The organism is Promicromonospora iranensis, from assembly GCF_028994775.1.
Taxonomy (GTDB): domain Bacteria; phylum Actinomycetota; class Actinomycetes; order Actinomycetales; family Cellulomonadaceae; genus Promicromonospora; species Promicromonospora iranensis_A.
In genome coordinates, this window is sequence record NZ_JAJQMN010000019.1 from 62,103 (window position 1) to 78,980 (window position 16,878).

General features: G+C 70.9%; 18 protein-coding genes and 1 riboswitch. Of the genes, 10 read left to right on the plus strand and 8 right to left on the minus strand.

What is annotated here, in order from left to right:
• Window positions 1-2 precede the first annotated feature (2 nt).
• Complete coding sequence (gene thiS / locus LUU90_RS24715; RefSeq protein ID WP_275006806.1) at window positions 3-308, minus strand: sulfur carrier protein ThiS; 306 nt, start codon at window positions 306-308, stop codon at window positions 3-5.
• The gene (gene thiO, locus LUU90_RS24720; protein WP_275006808.1) at window positions 305-1,495 is read right to left on the minus strand and encodes a glycine oxidase ThiO; all 1,191 of its coding nucleotides are present in this window, start codon (window positions 1,493-1,495) and stop codon (window positions 305-307) included. Before thiO ends, thiS begins: the two co-directional genes overlap by 4 nt.
• Window positions 1,488-1,591, minus strand: a riboswitch (TPP riboswitch). Its footprint overlaps the gene before it by 8 nt.
• Window positions 1,592-1,680: 89 nt before the next feature.
• Between thiO and thiE the strand changes: the two genes are divergently transcribed.
• The 3 genes from thiE (at window position 1,681) to LUU90_RS24735 (ending at window position 4,358) form a co-directional block, all read left to right on the plus strand.
• Window positions 1,681-2,328, plus strand: a complete 648-nt coding sequence (thiE, locus tag LUU90_RS24725) for a thiamine phosphate synthase (RefSeq protein ID WP_275006810.1) — start codon at window positions 1,681-1,683, stop codon at window positions 2,326-2,328.
• A gap of 66 nt (window positions 2,329-2,394) precedes the next feature.
• Window positions 2,395-2,973: a dihydrofolate reductase family protein gene (locus tag LUU90_RS24730; RefSeq protein ID WP_275006812.1), complete on the plus strand. Its 579-nt coding sequence runs from the start codon at window positions 2,395-2,397 to the stop codon at window positions 2,971-2,973.
• Window positions 2,974-3,098: 125 nt separating this feature from the next.
• Entirely contained in the window at window positions 3,099-4,358 is a 1,260-nt protein-coding gene (locus tag LUU90_RS24735) for a prolyl oligopeptidase family serine peptidase (protein WP_275006813.1), read from the plus strand.
• A gap of 45 nt (window positions 4,359-4,403) precedes the next feature.
• Here the strand turns inward: LUU90_RS24735 and LUU90_RS24740 are convergent, their stop codons facing one another.
• Window positions 4,404-5,171 (minus strand): MBL fold metallo-hydrolase, encoded by a 768-nt coding sequence (locus LUU90_RS24740; RefSeq protein WP_275006815.1) that lies wholly within the window; start codon window positions 5,169-5,171, stop codon window positions 4,404-4,406.
• 89 nt (window positions 5,172-5,260) lie between these two features.
• Between LUU90_RS24740 and LUU90_RS24745 the strand changes: the two genes are divergently transcribed.
• The 5 genes from LUU90_RS24745 to LUU90_RS24765 all read left to right on the plus strand — a co-directional run bounded on the left by LUU90_RS24745 (window position 5,261) and on the right by LUU90_RS24765 (window position 10,379).
• Entirely contained in the window at window positions 5,261-5,872 is a 612-nt protein-coding gene (locus tag LUU90_RS24745; RefSeq protein WP_275006816.1) for a CGNR zinc finger domain-containing protein, read from the plus strand.
• A 114-nt stretch (window positions 5,873-5,986) separates the two neighbouring features.
• Complete coding sequence (locus LUU90_RS24750; protein WP_275006818.1) at window positions 5,987-6,832, plus strand: DUF1963 domain-containing protein; 846 nt, start codon at window positions 5,987-5,989, stop codon at window positions 6,830-6,832.
• Between the two features lie 208 nt (window positions 6,833-7,040).
• Complete coding sequence (locus LUU90_RS24755) at window positions 7,041-7,346, plus strand: DUF4193 domain-containing protein (RefSeq protein WP_275006820.1); 306 nt, start codon at window positions 7,041-7,043, stop codon at window positions 7,344-7,346.
• Between the two features lie 431 nt (window positions 7,347-7,777).
• Complete coding sequence (locus tag LUU90_RS24760; RefSeq protein ID WP_275006822.1) at window positions 7,778-9,502, plus strand: vWA domain-containing protein; 1,725 nt, start codon at window positions 7,778-7,780, stop codon at window positions 9,500-9,502.
• Complete coding sequence (locus LUU90_RS24765) at window positions 9,489-10,379, plus strand: hypothetical protein (RefSeq protein ID WP_275006823.1); 891 nt, start codon at window positions 9,489-9,491, stop codon at window positions 10,377-10,379. The genes LUU90_RS24760 and LUU90_RS24765 overlap by 14 nt, the downstream gene beginning before the upstream one ends.
• A gap of 141 nt (window positions 10,380-10,520) precedes the next feature.
• Here the strand turns inward: LUU90_RS24765 and LUU90_RS24770 are convergent, their stop codons facing one another.
• Both LUU90_RS24770 and LUU90_RS24775 read right to left on the minus strand, forming a co-directional pair.
• On the minus strand, window positions 10,521-11,264 hold the full coding sequence (locus LUU90_RS24770; protein WP_275006824.1) for an SDR family oxidoreductase: 744 nt from the start codon (window positions 11,262-11,264) through the stop codon (window positions 10,521-10,523).
• 80 nt (window positions 11,265-11,344) lie between these two features.
• Entirely contained in the window at window positions 11,345-12,484 is a 1,140-nt protein-coding gene (locus tag LUU90_RS24775; protein ID WP_275006826.1) for a PQQ-dependent sugar dehydrogenase, read from the minus strand.
• Window positions 12,485-12,632: 148 nt separating this feature from the next.
• On the opposite strand from LUU90_RS24775, the gene LUU90_RS24780 reads away from it, so the two are divergent.
• Both LUU90_RS24780 and LUU90_RS24785 read left to right on the plus strand, forming a co-directional pair.
• Complete coding sequence (locus tag LUU90_RS24780) at window positions 12,633-12,779, plus strand: hypothetical protein (protein WP_275006828.1); 147 nt, start codon at window positions 12,633-12,635, stop codon at window positions 12,777-12,779.
• Window positions 12,780-13,026: 247 nt separating this feature from the next.
• Window positions 13,027-13,368, plus strand: a complete 342-nt coding sequence (locus tag LUU90_RS24785; protein ID WP_275006830.1) for a nuclear transport factor 2 family protein — start codon at window positions 13,027-13,029, stop codon at window positions 13,366-13,368.
• 51 nt (window positions 13,369-13,419) lie between these two features.
• On the opposite strand, the gene LUU90_RS24790 is transcribed toward LUU90_RS24785, so the two are convergent.
• The 3 genes from LUU90_RS24790 to LUU90_RS24800 all read right to left on the minus strand — a co-directional run bounded on the left by LUU90_RS24790 (window position 13,420) and on the right by LUU90_RS24800 (window position 16,544).
• Window positions 13,420-14,421, minus strand: coding sequence for a cytochrome d ubiquinol oxidase subunit II (locus tag LUU90_RS24790; protein WP_275006832.1), 1,002 nt, complete (start codon window positions 14,419-14,421; stop codon window positions 13,420-13,422).
• The gene (locus LUU90_RS24795; RefSeq protein ID WP_275006834.1) at window positions 14,418-15,827 is read right to left on the minus strand and encodes a cytochrome ubiquinol oxidase subunit I; all 1,410 of its coding nucleotides are present in this window, start codon (window positions 15,825-15,827) and stop codon (window positions 14,418-14,420) included. Before LUU90_RS24795 ends, LUU90_RS24790 begins: the two co-directional genes overlap by 4 nt.
• A gap of 216 nt (window positions 15,828-16,043) precedes the next feature.
• Window positions 16,044-16,544, minus strand: coding sequence for a DUF2231 domain-containing protein (locus LUU90_RS24800; RefSeq protein WP_275006836.1), 501 nt, complete (start codon window positions 16,542-16,544; stop codon window positions 16,044-16,046).
• Window positions 16,545-16,878: the final 334 nt, after the last annotated feature.

The window sequence follows — 16,878 nt, forward strand, 5'->3', positions numbered from 1 at the left end:
GGTCAGCCTCCCTGTACCGCGGCGACGACCTCGACGTGGTCGCCGGGCCTGATGGTCGTGGTGCTCCAGGCTCCGCGGGGCACGACGGCGTCGTCGATCGCGATCGCGACGCCCCGCGGTGCGCCGTCGACCACGAGCCCCGGCAGCAGCCGGGCCACCAGGTCGGTGACGGGCAGCGGGCCGTCGAGCGGGTACGGCTCGCCGTTGACGACGGCGGTGCCTGGCGCCTCGGTGGTGGGTGCGCCGGTAGCCGGTGCGCCGGTGGTCGGCGCTCCTGTGCCGGCCGGCGTGGACGGTGCTCTGGTCATGCTGTGCCTCCTCGGGTGGTGCTGTAGGCGTCGGTGAACCTGCGCGGGTCCGCGAACCGGGTGGTCGCCTCGACGGCCGCCACCGCGTCCGCGCTGTCCGGGGGCGCGCCCAGGGCCTGGTCGACGGCGGCCGCCGTCAGCGGCGTGAGCAGGATGCCGTTGCGGTGGTGCCCGGTGGCCAGGAACAGGCCGTCCGCGGCCCAGCCCAGGATCGGCGCGTTGTCGGGACTACCGGGGCGGGAACGGGTGACGGCCTCCAGCAGGACCGCGTCGTCGAGCTCGGGCAGCAGGGCCCGGACGTCGCGCAGCAGCCCGAAGACGTCCCCGGCACGGGTCAGGTGATCGTCCTCGCGCTCGTCGGAGGTCGCACCCACGATCACCTCGCGCCGCCCGTCGGGCCGCACCGGGCGCGGCACCGCGTAGACCGGACGCCCCTGCACGGTGCCGCGCACCACGACCGACGGCGACCGGTCGGCCCCGGCGTCCAGGCGCAGCGTCGTGCCGGGCACGGGTCGGGTGGGCGCCCCCGCGAACAGGGACCCGCTGGCGTGCCCGGCGGCCAGGACCACGGTCCCCGCCGCGTACGCCGTACCTGCCTCGTCGAGCGCGCCGACGACGGCACCGTCCGACCGGGTCAGGGAGACTGCCGCGTGCGGGACGAGGGTCCCACGCGCCGCGACCACCCGGGACAGGGCCACCTGCACCGCACGCGGGTCCACCCGGTGGTCACCCGGGACCCAGGCGGCACCCGCCACCCGCGGCCCGACGCCCGGCTCACGCCGTCGCGCGTCCTGCGGCGAGATCTCCGCCGAGCCGAGGCCCCACCCGCTGTGCAGCGCGAGCAGCCGGCGCAGCGCGACCAGGTCGTCACGGTCGTAGGCGAGCGCGAGCGTGCCCGCCGTCTCCAGGCCGACGGCGCCCGGCGGCAGGTCCGCCGCCCGTTCGAGGGCCGCGGCGAACGCCGGCCAGAGGGCGAGCGACGCGGTACCCAGCCGGGCCTGCCCCTCCTCGCCGAAGCCCGCTTCCATGACGGCTCCGAGCATGCCCGCGGCGGCGTGGGTGGCGCCGTCACCGGGCGACGGGTCCAGCACGACGACGCTCGCCCCGGCCTCCTGCGCCCGCCAGGCCGCGGTCAGGCCGACGATGCCCCCGCCGACCACGAGGACGTCACACACATGACTGCTCACAGCTGAAGCTCCCTTCGCTGGCATGACCCAGATCAGGTTCGACGGTCGGCGCCCTGCGCCCTCTCAGCCCCGTCCGGGGCTCCCGTGCACCCGACAACGATAACCCCGGCCGCGGGCCACCCGGACCCGGCCGCACGGCGCACGGCGCGGACCGGCCCGTACGGCATCGACCTACACTCGCCCTCGTGGATCCCCGTACCCGGCTCGCCGACGCCCGCCTCTATCTCTGCACGGACGCGCGGCAGGACACCGGCGACCTCGAACCCTTCCTGCACGCGGCGCTGGAGGGCGGCGTCGACGTCGTCCAGCTCCGGGACAAGTCCCTGGAGGCGGCCCGTGAGGTCGAGCTGCACGCGCTCGTCGCCCGGGTGGCCGCCGAGCACGGCGCGCTGTGGGCGGTCAACGACCGCGCCGATGTCGCACGGCTCGCCGGGGCTCCGGTGGTGCACATGGGCCAGGGCGACCTGCCGTCGGACGCCGTGCAGACCCTGCTGGGCGACGGCCCCGTGCTCGGCCGGTCCACCCACTCCCTCGACCAGGCGCAGGCGGCCGAGGCCGACCCGCGTGTCGACTACTTCTGCGTCGGGCCCGTGTGGGCCACGCCGACCAAGCCGGGCCGCCCGGCCGTGGGCCTCGACCTGGTGCGCGACGTCGCGGCCCGGGCTCCGGGCACGCCCTGGTTCGCCATCGGCGGGGTCGACGCCGCCCGACTCGACCAGGTGCTCGACGCCGGGGCGCACCGCGTCGTCGTCGTACGCGCCATCACGCAGGCGGACGACCCCCGGGCCGCGGCCGCCGAGCTGCGCCGCCGGATCACGGGCGCGGGCCGGTAGCGATGAGTTTGGTCAGCGCTCCTCGTCCGTCACCACGACACGGTCCCGACACCCGAGGAGAACATCATGGCCACCACCTACACCTGGGACGTCTTCGCCACCCTTGACGGGTACGGGTCCTACGGCCCGGATGGCGACTGGGGCGGCTACTGGGGAAAGCAGGGGCCGGAGTTCCTCGACCGGCGTCGTGACGTGCTGCGCGAGGAACAGCGGATGGTGCTGGGAGCCACCACGTTTCGCCAGTTCGTCGAGCTGCTGGGGCCCATCCCGGGAGCCGACCTCGACCCGGTGAACTCCCGCATCCGCGGCATGCCGACGACCGTCGTGTCGAGCACGCTCGACGGAGGCGTCACCTGGCCGGACGCGACGATCGTCGCGGGCGACGCCGCCGTGCTCATCGCCCGCCTCAAGGCGGACTCCGACGTCCCGCTCCGCTCGCACGGCAGCCTGTCGCTGAACCGTGCGCTGATGGCGGCCGGGCTCGTCGACCGCGTCCAGCTGACGATCTTTCCCGTCATCAGCGGCCGGACCGGGACCGATCCGGTCTTCGGCGAGGCGGACGACTTCGATCTCGAGCTGATCGAGAGCCGCACGCTCGACGGCCGCACCCAGGAGCTCACCTACCGACCGGTCCTGCACGGCTGACGAACCGTCTCGTCCCGGCCACCAACCGTTGACGTACGGCGAGACCGCTCACTAGCCTCCGGGTGGCCGGTGGCGCGCCTCGTCGCGGATACCGGCCCTGTGGCCCCGGACGAAGGAGTTCCGCCATGCGTACCCCGATCACCCGCCGCACCCTGCTCGTCTCAGGCGCCGCCGTCGGCGCCTCCGCCCTGCTGGGCGCACCGGCTGCGAGCGCCGAGACCCGCGAGCACGGCGCCGCACTCGTGACGCCTGTCGCCGAGGTGCTCGACGGCGGTGAGCAGGTGACCTCGCTGGTCATCTCCTCGCCCGCGCTGAGCCGTGCGGAACGGTCGTCGCTCAGCGTGTCGACGTTCGCCGTGCACGTCACCGCCACCAACCCGCTCAGCGGGGAGGTCGCCTACGAGCAGGACCGTCGGGTGACCGCGGTGAGCTGGACGCGGCGTGGCGCGATCACCCTGGAGCTCGAGCACGGGTGGGGGGTCGACGGCGGCAGCACCCTGCAGTACACGGGCCCGTACGGCCGCAACGTGGTCCTGGACCTCGATCACGCGATCACGCAGGTGGAGCCGCTGCGCGCCAGGGGTGCGGGCGGCCCGGTCGTGCTCGACGCGTTCCGCCAGGGTCGCGTGTCCGATCCGGAGGTCGACGCCTTCACCCGCCATGTGACGGCGTCGGGCCTGAACTACCGGCTGTTCTCCCCCGCGGGTCGCCGCGACCGCGACGGTGCGGCGCTCGTCGTCTGGCTCCACGGCGGGGGCGAGGGTGGGCTGCGGACCGACGACGGGCGGGTCTACTACGACAACGAGACGCAGCTGCGGGCCAACCGCGGCGCGCTCGGCTTCGCCACGCCGGAGGCCCAGGAGCTCTTCGGCGGCGCCTACGTGCTCGCGCCGCAGTCGACGTCCGCCTGGATGCTCGACGGCGACGGCTTCGCGCCGCTCGTCCTGGAGGCGATCGAGGAGGTCACCGCGGCACACCGGATCGACGCGAGCCGGATCCACGTCGTCGGCTGCTCCAACGGCGGGTACATGTCGCTGAAGATGGTCGCCGAGCACCCCGAGATGTTCGCTACCTCCGTGCCGATCTGCTGCGGGATCGGTGCGCGCGACGGTTCCGGCGGCTACTTCATCTCGGACGCCGAGCTCGCGGCGATGGAGACGCCCACGTGGCTCGTGGCCTCGGCCGACGACACCACCCTGGACCCGGAGGACAACACCGTCCACGCCCACGAGCGGATCGACGGCTCGATCATGAGCCTGTACGACGGCGTCACCTGGAACGGCAACACCTATCCGGGGCACTGGTCCTGGATCTACGTCGCTCGCAACGACCCGCGCCACGCCGGCACGAGCATCTGGGAGTGGATGGCGGCCGCCGAGCGCTGAGCCGCGGCCGCCGGAGGCGCCGGCCGAGCGCCCCGGCGGCAGCGGTCAGCGGCGCACCAGCCGATCGCCCAGCCCTGCCTCGTCGAAGGCTGCCACGGTGGTCCGGAGATCCTCGGAGAAGTGGGCCCAGCTGTCGACGTGGGCGATGAGCACCCGCCGTGCGTCGAGCAGGCGCGCCGCTTCCACCGCGCGCTCACCGTCGAGGGTCAGCAGGTCGGGCTCGTCCCGCACCACCGGCATCCGCACCGCACCGGCGAACAGCACGGCCTCCTCGACGTCGAACCGTTCGGCAACCTCGCGGACGACGTCGAGCGAGGCGTTGTCGCCGCTGATGTACACGACCGGGAGGCCCTCGCCGGTGAGCACGAACCCGATCACGTCACCGACGACCGGCTCCGAGCCGTCCGGTCCGTGCTGGGCACGCGTGGCGGTGACGGTAACGGTCCCCCCGTCCGGACGTGGCAGCTCGATCGCCTCCCAGGGCGCCAGGCCTCGCGCGGTTCCACCGAGTCGTACGGCCCCGCTGACGGTCGTGAGCGTGACGGGGACACCGGAAAGGAAGGCCCGACCCGCACTGTCGAGATTGTCCGCGTGCTCGTCGTGCGACAGGAGGACCGCGTCCACCGCGCCCACCTCGTCGGCGGTGACCGGCGAGTCGACGGTGCGTTCCAGGGGCGACGCGCCGGGATAGGTGCCCGCCGGGTCGAAGGTCGGATCGGTCAGCAGGCGCAGCCCTCCGTACTCGACCAGGACGGTGGGACCACTGATCACACGGGCGAGGAACTGCTCGGACGCCGTCGGCTGCTCAGACATCTTGTCTCCCTCTCATGGAAAATCCGGCACGTTGCCGTGACGACTCTACTCGACAAATCACGGCAAAATGCAAGATGTAGCATGAGAACGTGCCCAGCCCCTCGACGCCTCACCACGAGCTGCCGCGACCCGCGCCCGGCGCAGCCGAGCACCCCGCGCTCGACCTGGTGAACTCGGTGATCCTGGTCCCCGGCGGCGGTACGGTGGACGCGCTGGCGACGCCCGAGACGGCGACCGCGTGGCTGGTCGAGCGCGACCTCGCACCCTCCGGCGCCCCGCTCCAGGAGTACTGCGCATCCCGCCTGACCGGTCTGCGGGGGCAGATCCGCGATCTGTTCCGCTCGGTCGTCGCAGACGAAGCGCCGCCGGCTGAAGTGCTGGAAGGCGTCAATACGGCGCTCCGCCTGGCACCCGCGACCGAGGTGCTGCGCTGGGAGCCGGATCAAGGACTCGTCCGGGTGGCCGCCCATCCGGTCACCCAGGTGGTCGAGTACGCGATGTCGGCCCTGGCGGCAGACGCGGTCGGTCTGGTCACCAGCCCGGAGGCGACCTCCCTGACCGCCTGCACCGCCAGGTCGTGCAGGCGGTTCTTCCTGCGAACCCACGCCCGCCGCCACTGGTGCTCCACCCGCTGCGGCAACCGGGTGCGCGCCGCCCGCGCCTACGCACGCCGCGTCCCCGCGGAGCCCGCGATCCGATGAAACGTCCTGCACCGGTGCCAGCGGCCACTTACTTACAAGGCTCTGATCCCCGGGGCAACCGATCGCCCACCCTGTGGCCAGGGCTTGTCGGTGGCAGGCACTACGCTCACCGGCGTGACGGCTGACGAGCTCCGAGAAAAACTGATTCCCTTTCGTACGCGGGCAGTTGAAGAGGGGTACCCGTGGGAAGACATCGACCCGCTGCCGGCAGAAGAAGTTGACCGGTGGATCGGCCACGTCCGGCCCTGCGTGGTCCTCACCGGCGGCGGCGACGGGCCGGTCGCGGGCGCCTTCGGCGGGCCGCTGCTGCTGCCTGCCGAGGTCCCGGACCCTGAGCACCCGTATCTCGCGTCGGTCGACTTCGCCACGCTGCCGAACGACGCGACCGACCTCCCTCTGCCACCGGACGGACGCCTGCTGCTCTTCGTGTCACTCGATGAGACCGACGGCGACGGCACCTGTGGGCAGGCCATCTACGTCCCGGCCGGCACACCGGTGGAGGAACGCGACAAGAACACCTGGAACGGCTACCCCGGCGACGACGACTACCAGCGGATCGTCGACGCCTACCCGCTGGGCGAGCTGAGAGCCAGAACCGAACCGGACCTGCCTTACCACTCACTTCCCGGTTTCCCGAACGCCGACGAGCTGGTCACCATATGGTGCGAGACCTCTGACAGGAGCGGGCATCTACAGGTCGGCGGATACGCGGACCAGGAGGACTCCGACCCGGACCCGCTGGAACGCCTCGCCATCCGCGCAGCCCGCGAAGCGAAGCGCGGGCGCTGGGGCGGTGAGGAGCCGGTGTCGGGCGCCGTCGAGGACTGGGTTCTGCTGGCTCACTGGAACCCGGACATCAGTGATCGGGAAGGGGCGGACGTGCAGTGGGGAATCCAGCGCGCGGACCTGGAGGCCCGTCGCTTCGACCGCACCTTCAGCACCGTCTACTGGAATCCCTGACCGCGCTAGGCGGGTGGCACCCCGAGAACTGGCGTCAGCGGTCGGACGTGACCGGACCTCCTCCGGGCGGAGCAGCTTCTGCTCGGTGGGTTCGAGGTCGAAGCCGGCGCCCCATGTCGTGCGAGTGAGACGCACGCAGGGAATGCTCGGACCCGGCAGCGAAGCAGAGCACCTGCCGACGATCACCTGCCGACGCGGAGAGCACCTGATGGCAACTGACTACGATGCCCCACGCAAGACAGCCGAGGACGAGGACGTCGAGCACGAGTCGATCCAGGAGCTGAAAGCACACCGCGCCGACGAGGCATCCGGCGTGGTGGATCCCGACGAGACCGAGGCGCTGGAGAACTTCGAGCTGCCGGGCGCCGACCTGTCCGGCGAGGAGCTCACCATACGGGTGCTGCCGCCCCTGCCGGACGAGTTCGCGTGCTCCTCCTGCTTCCTCGTGCACCACCGCAGCCAGCTGGCGTACGAGGACGCCGGCCGGCTGGTCTGCACGGAATGCGCTGCTTGAGGGAGACCGACGAAGTGTTGGCGGTCCTCACGACCGGGGCGGGTGTCCTCCTGGTCCTCGTAGCACTGCGGGCTCTGCTTACCGCAGGCGTCTCATGGACATCGCAGGTCTACCCGGCTCCGGCACGATGACGCGCTGCGGCACTTGACGTCAGGAGCGGCCGCCCTGGGCCGCATCGACTTCGACGACCTCGACCGGGAACGCCGTCGGTACCGTCCGGGGCCACCTCCGCCTGGTCGCGCCACATGGACCGACACTCTCGGCGCAACATGAATCGGTAGTGAACAGCTACCGAACTCATGCGGACCGAGCCGCGCCTCTCGGACCCGTCACCAGCGCCTACGACAAAGTTGTCCTGGATTGTGCTGCGCACCGGCATCGGCCGGACCCCATCACATCGGCACCATCGACAACAGAGGATCTCGCGACTCGTGAAGCGTTCGCCCTGGCTCGTGTCGGCCCTGCTCGCGGTCGCCGTCGTTGCGTCCATCTGGTACCTCGTACGGGAGTCCCAGGAACCTCCGCGAGTCGCAGACCCGACAACACTCGTTCTCGCCGCCGGGTCGGAGCTCGACGAGCTGCTCTGCGAGGACGGCGAGGCAGCCCCGGCACCCGACCCGGACGGCCATCTCGGCTGCGCCGAGGGCCCGAGCGAGTTCGCGAAGGAGCTCACCGCCGCCACCGATGTGAAACTCGAGCCCGACTTCGTCGGCACGCTCGAGGCGGCCGACGAGATCCTGGCTGACCGTTCGCGCTTCGACGCCGCCTGGTTCGCCTCCGACCACTACCTGCGTCTCGCGCTCGCGGACCACGACCACGCCGGGATCACGTCGTCGGACCCGGTCATGCGCTCCCCCGTCGTGCTCGGTGTCCAGGCGTCGGTCGCCGATGCACTCGGTTGGTCCGACGGCGATGCCGTGTCGTGGTCCGAGATCGCCGACGCTGCCGACAGCGACGACGCCGCTTCGCTCTCCTTCCTCATGACCAACCCGGCGGCGTCGAACTCCGGGCTCGCCACCCTCGTCGGCGTGGCGAGCGCGTTCGGGACCGACGGCGACCCGGCGTCCGCGGACCCGGCAGCCATGAAGAAGTTCTTCGGCGGCCGTGCGGACCAGGCGCCGAGCTCCGGCTGGCTCTCGGACAAGTTTGTCGACAACGCCGGGGTCTACGGGGGCTTGTTCAACTATGAGTCGGAGTTGCTAGGGCTGCGCAGGAACGGCGCGAACCTCGCGATCATCTATCCCGAGGAGGGTGTCGTCGAGGCGACCTACCCCCTCACGGGTCTGGGGCCTGCGGCCGAACCGGACAAGACCGCGGCCTATGACGTCGTCGCCGAGTACCTCCTGCGCACCGAGATACAGGAGGAGCTCAGCGCGCTGACGCTGCGCCACCCCGGCACGACGGACGCCGATCGGGCGCCGGAGCTCGAGAAGGAGCTGGAGACGGCAGCCACCGTCGAGAAGGTGCTCCTGCCGGACGCCCTCGCCACCCTGGAAGGCCTCCTCACCGCTTACTTCGACGACTACTCGCCCAAGGCACGTACCGTCTTCCTGCTCGACGTGTCCGGGTCGATGGGCAGCTCGCCCGCCCGGCTCGAGAGCCTCAAAACGGCCTTCGGGGGTCTGACCGGAACCGACACCAGCATCAGCGGGCAGTTCATGCGGTTCCGGACGGGCGAGGAGCTCACCGTGTTCACGTACGACAGCGCGGTGGACGAGATCGCTGACATCACCGTCGAAAGCCCTGAGGACGACCAGCTCGATCGACTCAACGAGAACGTCCAGGCGCTCGGGGCCGGCGACGGCGACACCCATTACTACGATGCCCTCGACACGGCGTACAACACGCTGGAGGACGACGAGGTCGTGGAGGGCCGGCAGACGTCAGTAGTCATCGTCACCGACGGTTACTGGAACGGCGGCACCAGGTACGACGCGTTCCGCACTACCTATGACAGGGACTACGCGGCGCTCGACGTGCCGACGCATGTGGTCCTCGTAGCGGATGCTGCCGAGTGCGCGGGCGTGGACAACGACAAGTGCACCACCGTCCACGAGCTGGAGTCGTTCGCCTTCGAGTCCGGCGGGTCGGTCGTCAGGTCGACAAACCCTGCCGACCTGCAGAGACTTTTCAAGGAGATCCGTGCCTACCAGTGACGACATCGATCGTGGCACGCCCGGTGGCGGCCGCGTGCGGCGCGCATTGAGCACGACGAGCGCTTACCTCGGCGGCACGCTCGCGGCCGCGTGCGCCGTTGCCGCCCACTTCGTGCCCGACGGTGTCGGCGACGTCGTGCTCGGCGCCGCCGCAGTCGCCGTACTGGGGGGAGCCGTCGGCGCGGTGATCCAGTCCGAGCCGGCGCCCGGACCACGGCCGCTACGCCCGCTCGGCACCTACCACTACCTCTGCCCGTGGCGTGTCGCCGACCTGCACGCCCAGCTCTTCTACGGGGCGAACATCCAGCAGGTCGTCAGGACGGGAAGGCAGACCGGCACGACGGCCGGCGCCACCATCAGGGTCGCCCGTTCGGAGGCAGCGATCGGCCGGACGTTCGATACGTCGCAGGAGTACGAGAGTGCCTTCAAACTGAGTCTGGTCAACCAGCTGCAGGAGGCTCGGGAGGCCTTGTCGGACAGAGGGCTTCTGCACGACCTGGACGACGACACCGACCTGCGCTGGTACACGCCGCCTTCGAGGGAATCCTCGAACGAGTTCGTGAAGCTGACCGCCGCCGGCGCCGACATCCACCGCGCGTTCGAGAGTCATCCGGCGGAGACCTGCGACAAGGAGACCTGTATCAAGAGGTCCCAGGAATGCACGGTCGAGGTGTCGGTCCCCGTCGGCCCGCAGGGCACGGACGACGCCGGGGCACAGCCCTGGACGACGACGATCCAGCTCGGCGCGTGGGGCCGGAGCAAGATCGACTACAACGGCATCCGCGAGATGCAGAAGGTCACCGTCCTGGCGGTGGTGCGAGTCGTCGACCGGGATGCTCGCTCCCTCACCGTCCGCGCCCTCGCCGTCTTCTCCTGAGCAGGAGCCAAGGGAGCGCGTTGAGCTCGAGGAGTTCGGGCTGGGCTCTCCCGTTCCGACCGGACCGGAGCCGGGCCACGGTCGTCATATCAACGGGTTGGTGCGGGTTGTGTTGCAAGGTATTGCTGCTGGGGCGGAACCTCACGCGAGGCCGCCGTTGGCGAAGACCGTCTGCCCGTTGATCCAGCGGGCGGGTCCGGCCAGCGTCGCAACGACCTCGGCGATGTCCTCAGGTGTGCCGAGCCGGCCCAAGGGGTTGGCACCGGCGATGCGGTCGACGAGCTCTTGAGGCTTGCCCTCGAAGAACAGCTCGGTGGCGGTGGGGCCGGGGGCGACGGCGTTGACGGTGATGTCGCGGCCGGCGAGCTCCTTGGCCAGGATCGGGACAAGCACCTCGATCGCGCCCTTGGTCGCCGCGTACGCGCCGTAGGTCGGCAGGCGCGTGCGGGTCACCGTGGTCGAGAACAGGACGATCGCGCCGCCGTCGCGCACCTTCTGGGCGGCCTGCTGGGCGACGACGATCGCCCCGCGGACGTTGGTGCGCAGCACATGGTCCAGGACGTCGAGGTCGATCCCGGCCACAGGGGCCAGCGGCATGATCCCGGCGGAGTTGATCACGGCGTCGACGCCGCCGAGCCGTTCCTCGACAGCCTCGAAGACCCGCTCGACCGCTGGCGCGTCGGCGATGTCCGTCTTGTATGCGAGGCCGGTGCGGCCCGCAGCCTCGATCTCCTTGACCGTGGTCGCGGCCTCGGACTCGTTGGAGGTGTAGACGACGGCGACGTCGTACCCGTCGGCGGCCAGGCGGCGCGTGATGGCGCGGCCGATGCCGCGCGACCCGCCGGTGACTACGGCGACGCGGGACGTGGTGCTGGCAGTGCTCATGGTGTGCTCCTTGTTGTGGTGCCGGGTTGTGGTGCCGGGATGGGTGCCGCTCACGTTGCTGACCATTCGGTGGTGCCCGGTCATTCGGTGGTGCCGAGCTCGAGCCGGAGGATCCGGTCGTCGCCCGGGCGGGCTTCGGTCCCGCCCCAGGTCGCCCCGTCGGTGTTGGAGGTGACGAGCCAGAGCGCGCCGTCCGGCGCGACCTCGACCGTCCGGATGCGGCCGTACTCTCCGGTGTAGTGCTCGATCGGGTCGCCGGTCGCCTCGGTACCGTCGACGGGCAGCTCCCACAGGCGCTGTCCACCCAGGGCGCCCATCCAGAGGGAGCCCTCGGCGTAGGCGATGCCGGAGGGTGAGGCGTCGTCGGGGTGGATGGTGAACAGCGGCGGCTCGCCGGTGTCCCCGGCGACGCCCTCGGTCTCCGGCCAGCCGTAGTCCGCGCCGGGGCGTAGCACGTTGACCTCGTCCCAGGTGCGGTGCCCCAGCTCCGAGGCGTACACCGTCCCGTCCGGACCGAAGGTGATGCCCTGGACGTTGCGGTGGCCCGCCGAGTAGACGGCGGTACCGGACGGGTTGTCGTCCGGGATCGAGCCGTCGAGCGCGATCCGCAGGATCTTGCCGTTCAGCGACCCGTCGTCCGCGGCGTTCTCCGGAAGGAACGCGTCACCGGTGCCGATCCACAGGTGGCCGTCGGGCCCGATCCGCAGGCGTCCGCCGTGGTGGCGGTCCGCTGTCTCGATGCCGTCGAGCAGCACCCGGGCGACCTCCAGCGAGCCGAAGTCCTCGCCGACCTCGAGGGCAACCACCCGGTTGGTGGGCGAGCCGGATGCGTACGCGTACACCGTGCGGTCGGTCGCGAACTCCGGCGAGGCGACCAGGCCGAGCAGGCCGCCCTCCGAGCTGGTCTCCACACCGGGCACCACGCCGACCTCCTCCGGCGGCCCGCCTTCGGCAGGGACCCGCAGCACCCGGGCCGACAGCCGTTCCGCGACCAGGGCCGAGCCGTCGGGCAGGAACGTCAGTCCCCACGGTGCTTCGAGGCCGGTCGTGAGCTCGGTCAGGTCCCCGGGTTCCGACGACGCCCTCGCTGTGGCGGTTGGTCCCGGCGAGCGCGCGTCGTCGGCGGGACCGGACGGTGCACCGCCGCACCCGGCTGTCAGGAGTGCAGCCACGGACGCCGTGGCGGCCATGGTCAGGGTCGAACGTCTCGTCGTTGGCACAGCTGCTCCCACCGTTGAAGTGTTACCAGCGATAACACTAAGTGCGATATCGCTGGATAGCAACTCCCGATATCAAACGAGCGTTATCATCGATACGCGACTGTCCGCCTACGGCACGCTCCCGGTCGACGCGCTCGACGGAAGCACGGTGCTCTCGACGGGCGACTACCACCCGTCGCGCGACGGGCGCATCAACGACCTGGACTCGGGCGCCCTGAGCACCGCCGAGTACGAGCGGGCTCTGCTCCCGGGAGCAGCGATCGGGCGCCCCTTCCCGCCGACCGCCTTCATGTGATCCAGGGCGCGTACATGGGCGGATGCAGCGCTGTGGCCCCGTCGGAACGCCGGCACCTCCTCTCCCGGACTCCCGGACTGCGGGCAACCTGAGCCGCGCTCTGGGTGCGAGTAACCGGCACCCGCCCTAGCGTCGTGGTGCGGCGGCGTGATCTTGACCATCACGTCGCCGCACCACTCATCCAGGCACGGTTTCCCGGCGCAACGGCCGACGTGCGTGTTTGAGCCGCGGACGTGAGGAGGCGAGATTGCGCTCGACCCGCGAGGTACTGGACGACCATCTGGAATGCCGGCGCGCCCTCGATCTGGAGAGCGACCTGCGCCGGAACTACGCGCACGAGGTGGTGCTGCTCTCGTGGGGTGAGGGCATCCACCGCGGCCATGACGGGGTGCGACTTCTTGCGGGTGTGCTGCGGACCTACCTTCCCGAGGGCAAGTACCGGTACGACGACCTGGTCGTGGGCGACGCCTATGGGCTGCTGCGCTGGTCGGGAACCGGGCCCGACGGCGTAGAGCTCCGCGGCGTCGACTCGTTCGTCGTCAGTGACGGGCAGATCACCGCCCAGACGATCAGCTACGTCGCCGACTGAGAACCGGTGTCCGGCGATGTGCGCGGGCGCCGGGGAGCTCGGCCCGCACTGCTAGTCCCGGGTCCACTGCTCGGTCTGGGTCAGTCGAAAGAGGTACACCAGGGGTGGGATCACGATCACCCCGGCGAGCGCTGCGACCAGCAGGAGGGCCCTCAGCGTGGCGGGGGCACCCGCCGCGTCGGCAATGGTGATCTCGTCGACGAGCATCCAGGGGTACTGGGCGGCGCCCCATCCGATGACGACTGAGGCGACAGCGATGACGGCGCTGACCCGCGCGGCGGCGGGCCTCCGTGTCAGGAGCAGCACGAGGGCCGCCATTCCGCCGAGGATCGAGGTGATGATCAGGGGGGCCGCCCGCCCGGTCAAGCCTTGGGCCAGCGTGCGGGCGTCCCGGGTGATGGGGACGAGCGAGCCGAGAACCAGGACACCGGTGACCGCTCCGACCAGGAGGGTGCGGCGACGCAGCTGTGCGGCAAGCGGTCCGTGGCCGGCGCGCGTCGCGTCGGCCGTGAGGAACGTGCCGGCCAGGAACGCGCAGCAGGCGACCGTGATCATCCCGGCCAGGAGCGAGGTCGGGTTCAGCCAGGACGACCAGCGGTCGCCCTGGCCGTCGGCAGGCACCCGTCCCGAGGCGATCGCACCGGCGGCGGTGCCGAGAAAGAACGGTGCGATCAGCGACGAGCCGGCGAACAGAGCACCGTAGACGCGGGCCTGCGACAGCGTCGGAGAATACTTGCGGAACGCGAAGCCGGCGCCGCGCAGCACGATCCCGAGCAGCGCGGACAACAACGGCAGGATCAGGGTGGACATCGCGGCGGCGAACGCCGTCGGGAACCCCGTCCACCACATGACGAGCACGTAGATCAGCCAGACGTGGTTGGCCTCCCACACCGGGCCGATACTGTGGTCGATCTCCGTGCGCAGCTGCGCACCGCGGGCAGCGCCGCCCGCGGTGAGGTCGTAGAAGCCGGAGCCGAAGTCGGCTCCGCCGAACACCGCGTAGGCGACCAGGCCCACGAACAGGGCGATGGCTACCGCGAGCTCGACGGTCACTGTGCCTCCCGCCCGGATCCCTCACCGGGCAGCCTGGATCCTGGGCCGTACGGACTGGGCAGGTCCTGTTGCCCCTGGCGCCAGCGGCGAGACATCGACCGCAGCACGAACACGGCGCCGACGGTCAGTCCGGTGTAGACGACCACGGTGGTGGCCAGCAGCCACCACAGGCCCGGGTAGTCCCCCGCCGCCTCGGAGGTGCGCATGATGCCGTAGACCACCCACGGCTGGCGTCCCACCTCGGTGGCGATCCAGCCGGACTCTACGGCGACGACGGCCAGCGGCCCCGACACGGCGCAGAACCTCAGGAACCACGTGTGTTCGAGCAGGTCGCGCCTGCGCCACCAGCGAAGTGCCCAGTAGACGACGACGGCGAGGGCCAGCAGTGTGCCGATCCCGATCATCGTCTGGAACGCCCAGTGCGTGATGTTCACCGGCGGCTGGTCCCGCAGCGGGATCGTGTCCAGCCCCCGGACCGGTGCGGTGAAGGAGTTCTGCGCGATGAGCGAACCCAGCACAGGGATGTCGAGGGCCCCGCGGACCTCGCCGTCGACCAGCACGCCGCCGATGCGCAGCGGAGAGGGGCTCTCCGTGGTCGTGGCGAGCTCGAATGCGGCCAGCTTGGCGGGCTGCCGGTCGCCGAGGCCACCACCGAGCAGGTGCCCGACGACCGGCTGGATGACCGCCGCCACACTGGCGAAGCTGAAGGGAATGAGGAAGCCCAGCCGATGGTGCGCGTCGCGTCGTCCGCGCAGCATGCCGACGGCGTAGACGCCCGCGATGGTGAAGCCGACGAGCATGTAGGCGGCGAGCCACATGTGGGCGAACTGCCACCCTGCGATGGGGTTGAACATCGCCGCCCAGGGGTCGACGTCGGTGACCTCGCCGCCGACGATACGAAAGCCGGCCGGGGTGTTCATCCACGCGTTCACGGAGATGACGCAGAACGTGCCGACCACCCCGGCCACCGCCATCGGCACCACCATGAGCAGGTGGCGGCGCGGCGGCATGCGACCCCATCCGTAGAGGTAGATGCCCAGGAAGATCGCCTCGACGAAGAACGACAGCCCCTCCAGGGCGAACGGCAGGCCGAGCACGTCGCCGAAGGTCCCCATCAGCCCCGGCCACAGCAACCCCATCTCGAAGCTCAGGACCGTGCCCGACACCGCACCGATCGCGAACAGGACGGCAGAGACCTTGGCCCACCGCTGGGCGAGGACGAGCGCGGTTGCGTCGTTACGCATCAGGCCTCGCCAGTGGGCCACGAGAATCATCGCCGGAAAGGCCACACCGAACGACGCCAGGATGATGTGCCACCCCAGCGTGAACGCCATCTGCTGGCGCGCCGGGAGCAGGCCGGCCGGATCGCCGGCCGCGATGAACGACAGTGCGTCGTGGACTACCACTTGATCCACCTCCGGTAGCGCGCCGGCCCCCAGCTGTCACGGTCGTCATGCCGGCACCGAAGCCTCCTGGTCACACCGGACCTCCCAGATGTCCGGGTGGCGCCCAGAGCTCCCGGTCCGCTCTGGACCGGATCCACTCGTGGTGGGTCCGTGGTGACGATCTCACCGCGCGGAGCGCGAGCCCGTGCCGACTCCGACCAGGGCGAGCGGTCGCTCTCATCGCGGTCCCCGTGGTATCGAGATCCGGGTCGTGAGGCGTGCCGGGGCGTCCAGATCGGCGTCGTCGTCGACACCGACGCCAAGCCGCCCGACCAGCTCCCCGCCCAGCCACCCGGTGCCCGCCGCGATGACCAGAGCGACCAGCGCAAGCAGGAAGGCCGGGGTGCCGGGCACGTTGTCGTGGCTCCCGGCGCGAAGAAACGCGCTGCCCATGAACAGGACCAGCATGACGACATTGCCGGCGCCGTGCAGGACCGCGACGCGCTTGGCACGGGTGCCGATCGGTATCGCGAGATAGTCGATCAGGCCGAAGACCGACGCGACCAGGCCGGTCACGACCGCCACGACGATCATGAGGTACGACGCGAACGCCAGCCTCTCGTCGTGAGTCACCATGCCGACCACGTCGAAGGCGACCGCCGTCGCGAACAACCCGAGCGGAAGAACGATCAGCTGCTGGTGCACCGCGTGCCCCGCCGCCTTGGCGCTGCTCTCCATGTGTAACCCTCCTCTTAGACCTCCGACACTGGACGACCGCTGAGGCATCGTGTCTGTCTCGCCAGGGCACGGACCACCTGGCTCATGGCCATGCGTCTTCCGTTCGGACGGCAGGCCGATCAGTGCTCATTTGGAGCCCCGGTGGGGGCGGCCGTCCCACAACCTTCGCCGTCGGACAGCCGCTCCCCCGGTTACCTGTCGCTCCTGACCGCGTCACTCCTTGTGGAGTGCGTCCTGTACGGCGCCCGCAGCCTTCTCCAGCGTCTCCGGCCGACCGGTGGTGCCGTGGAAACGCACGTCGGGCTTGGTGGGCGGCGGGGCAGGCACGCCGGCC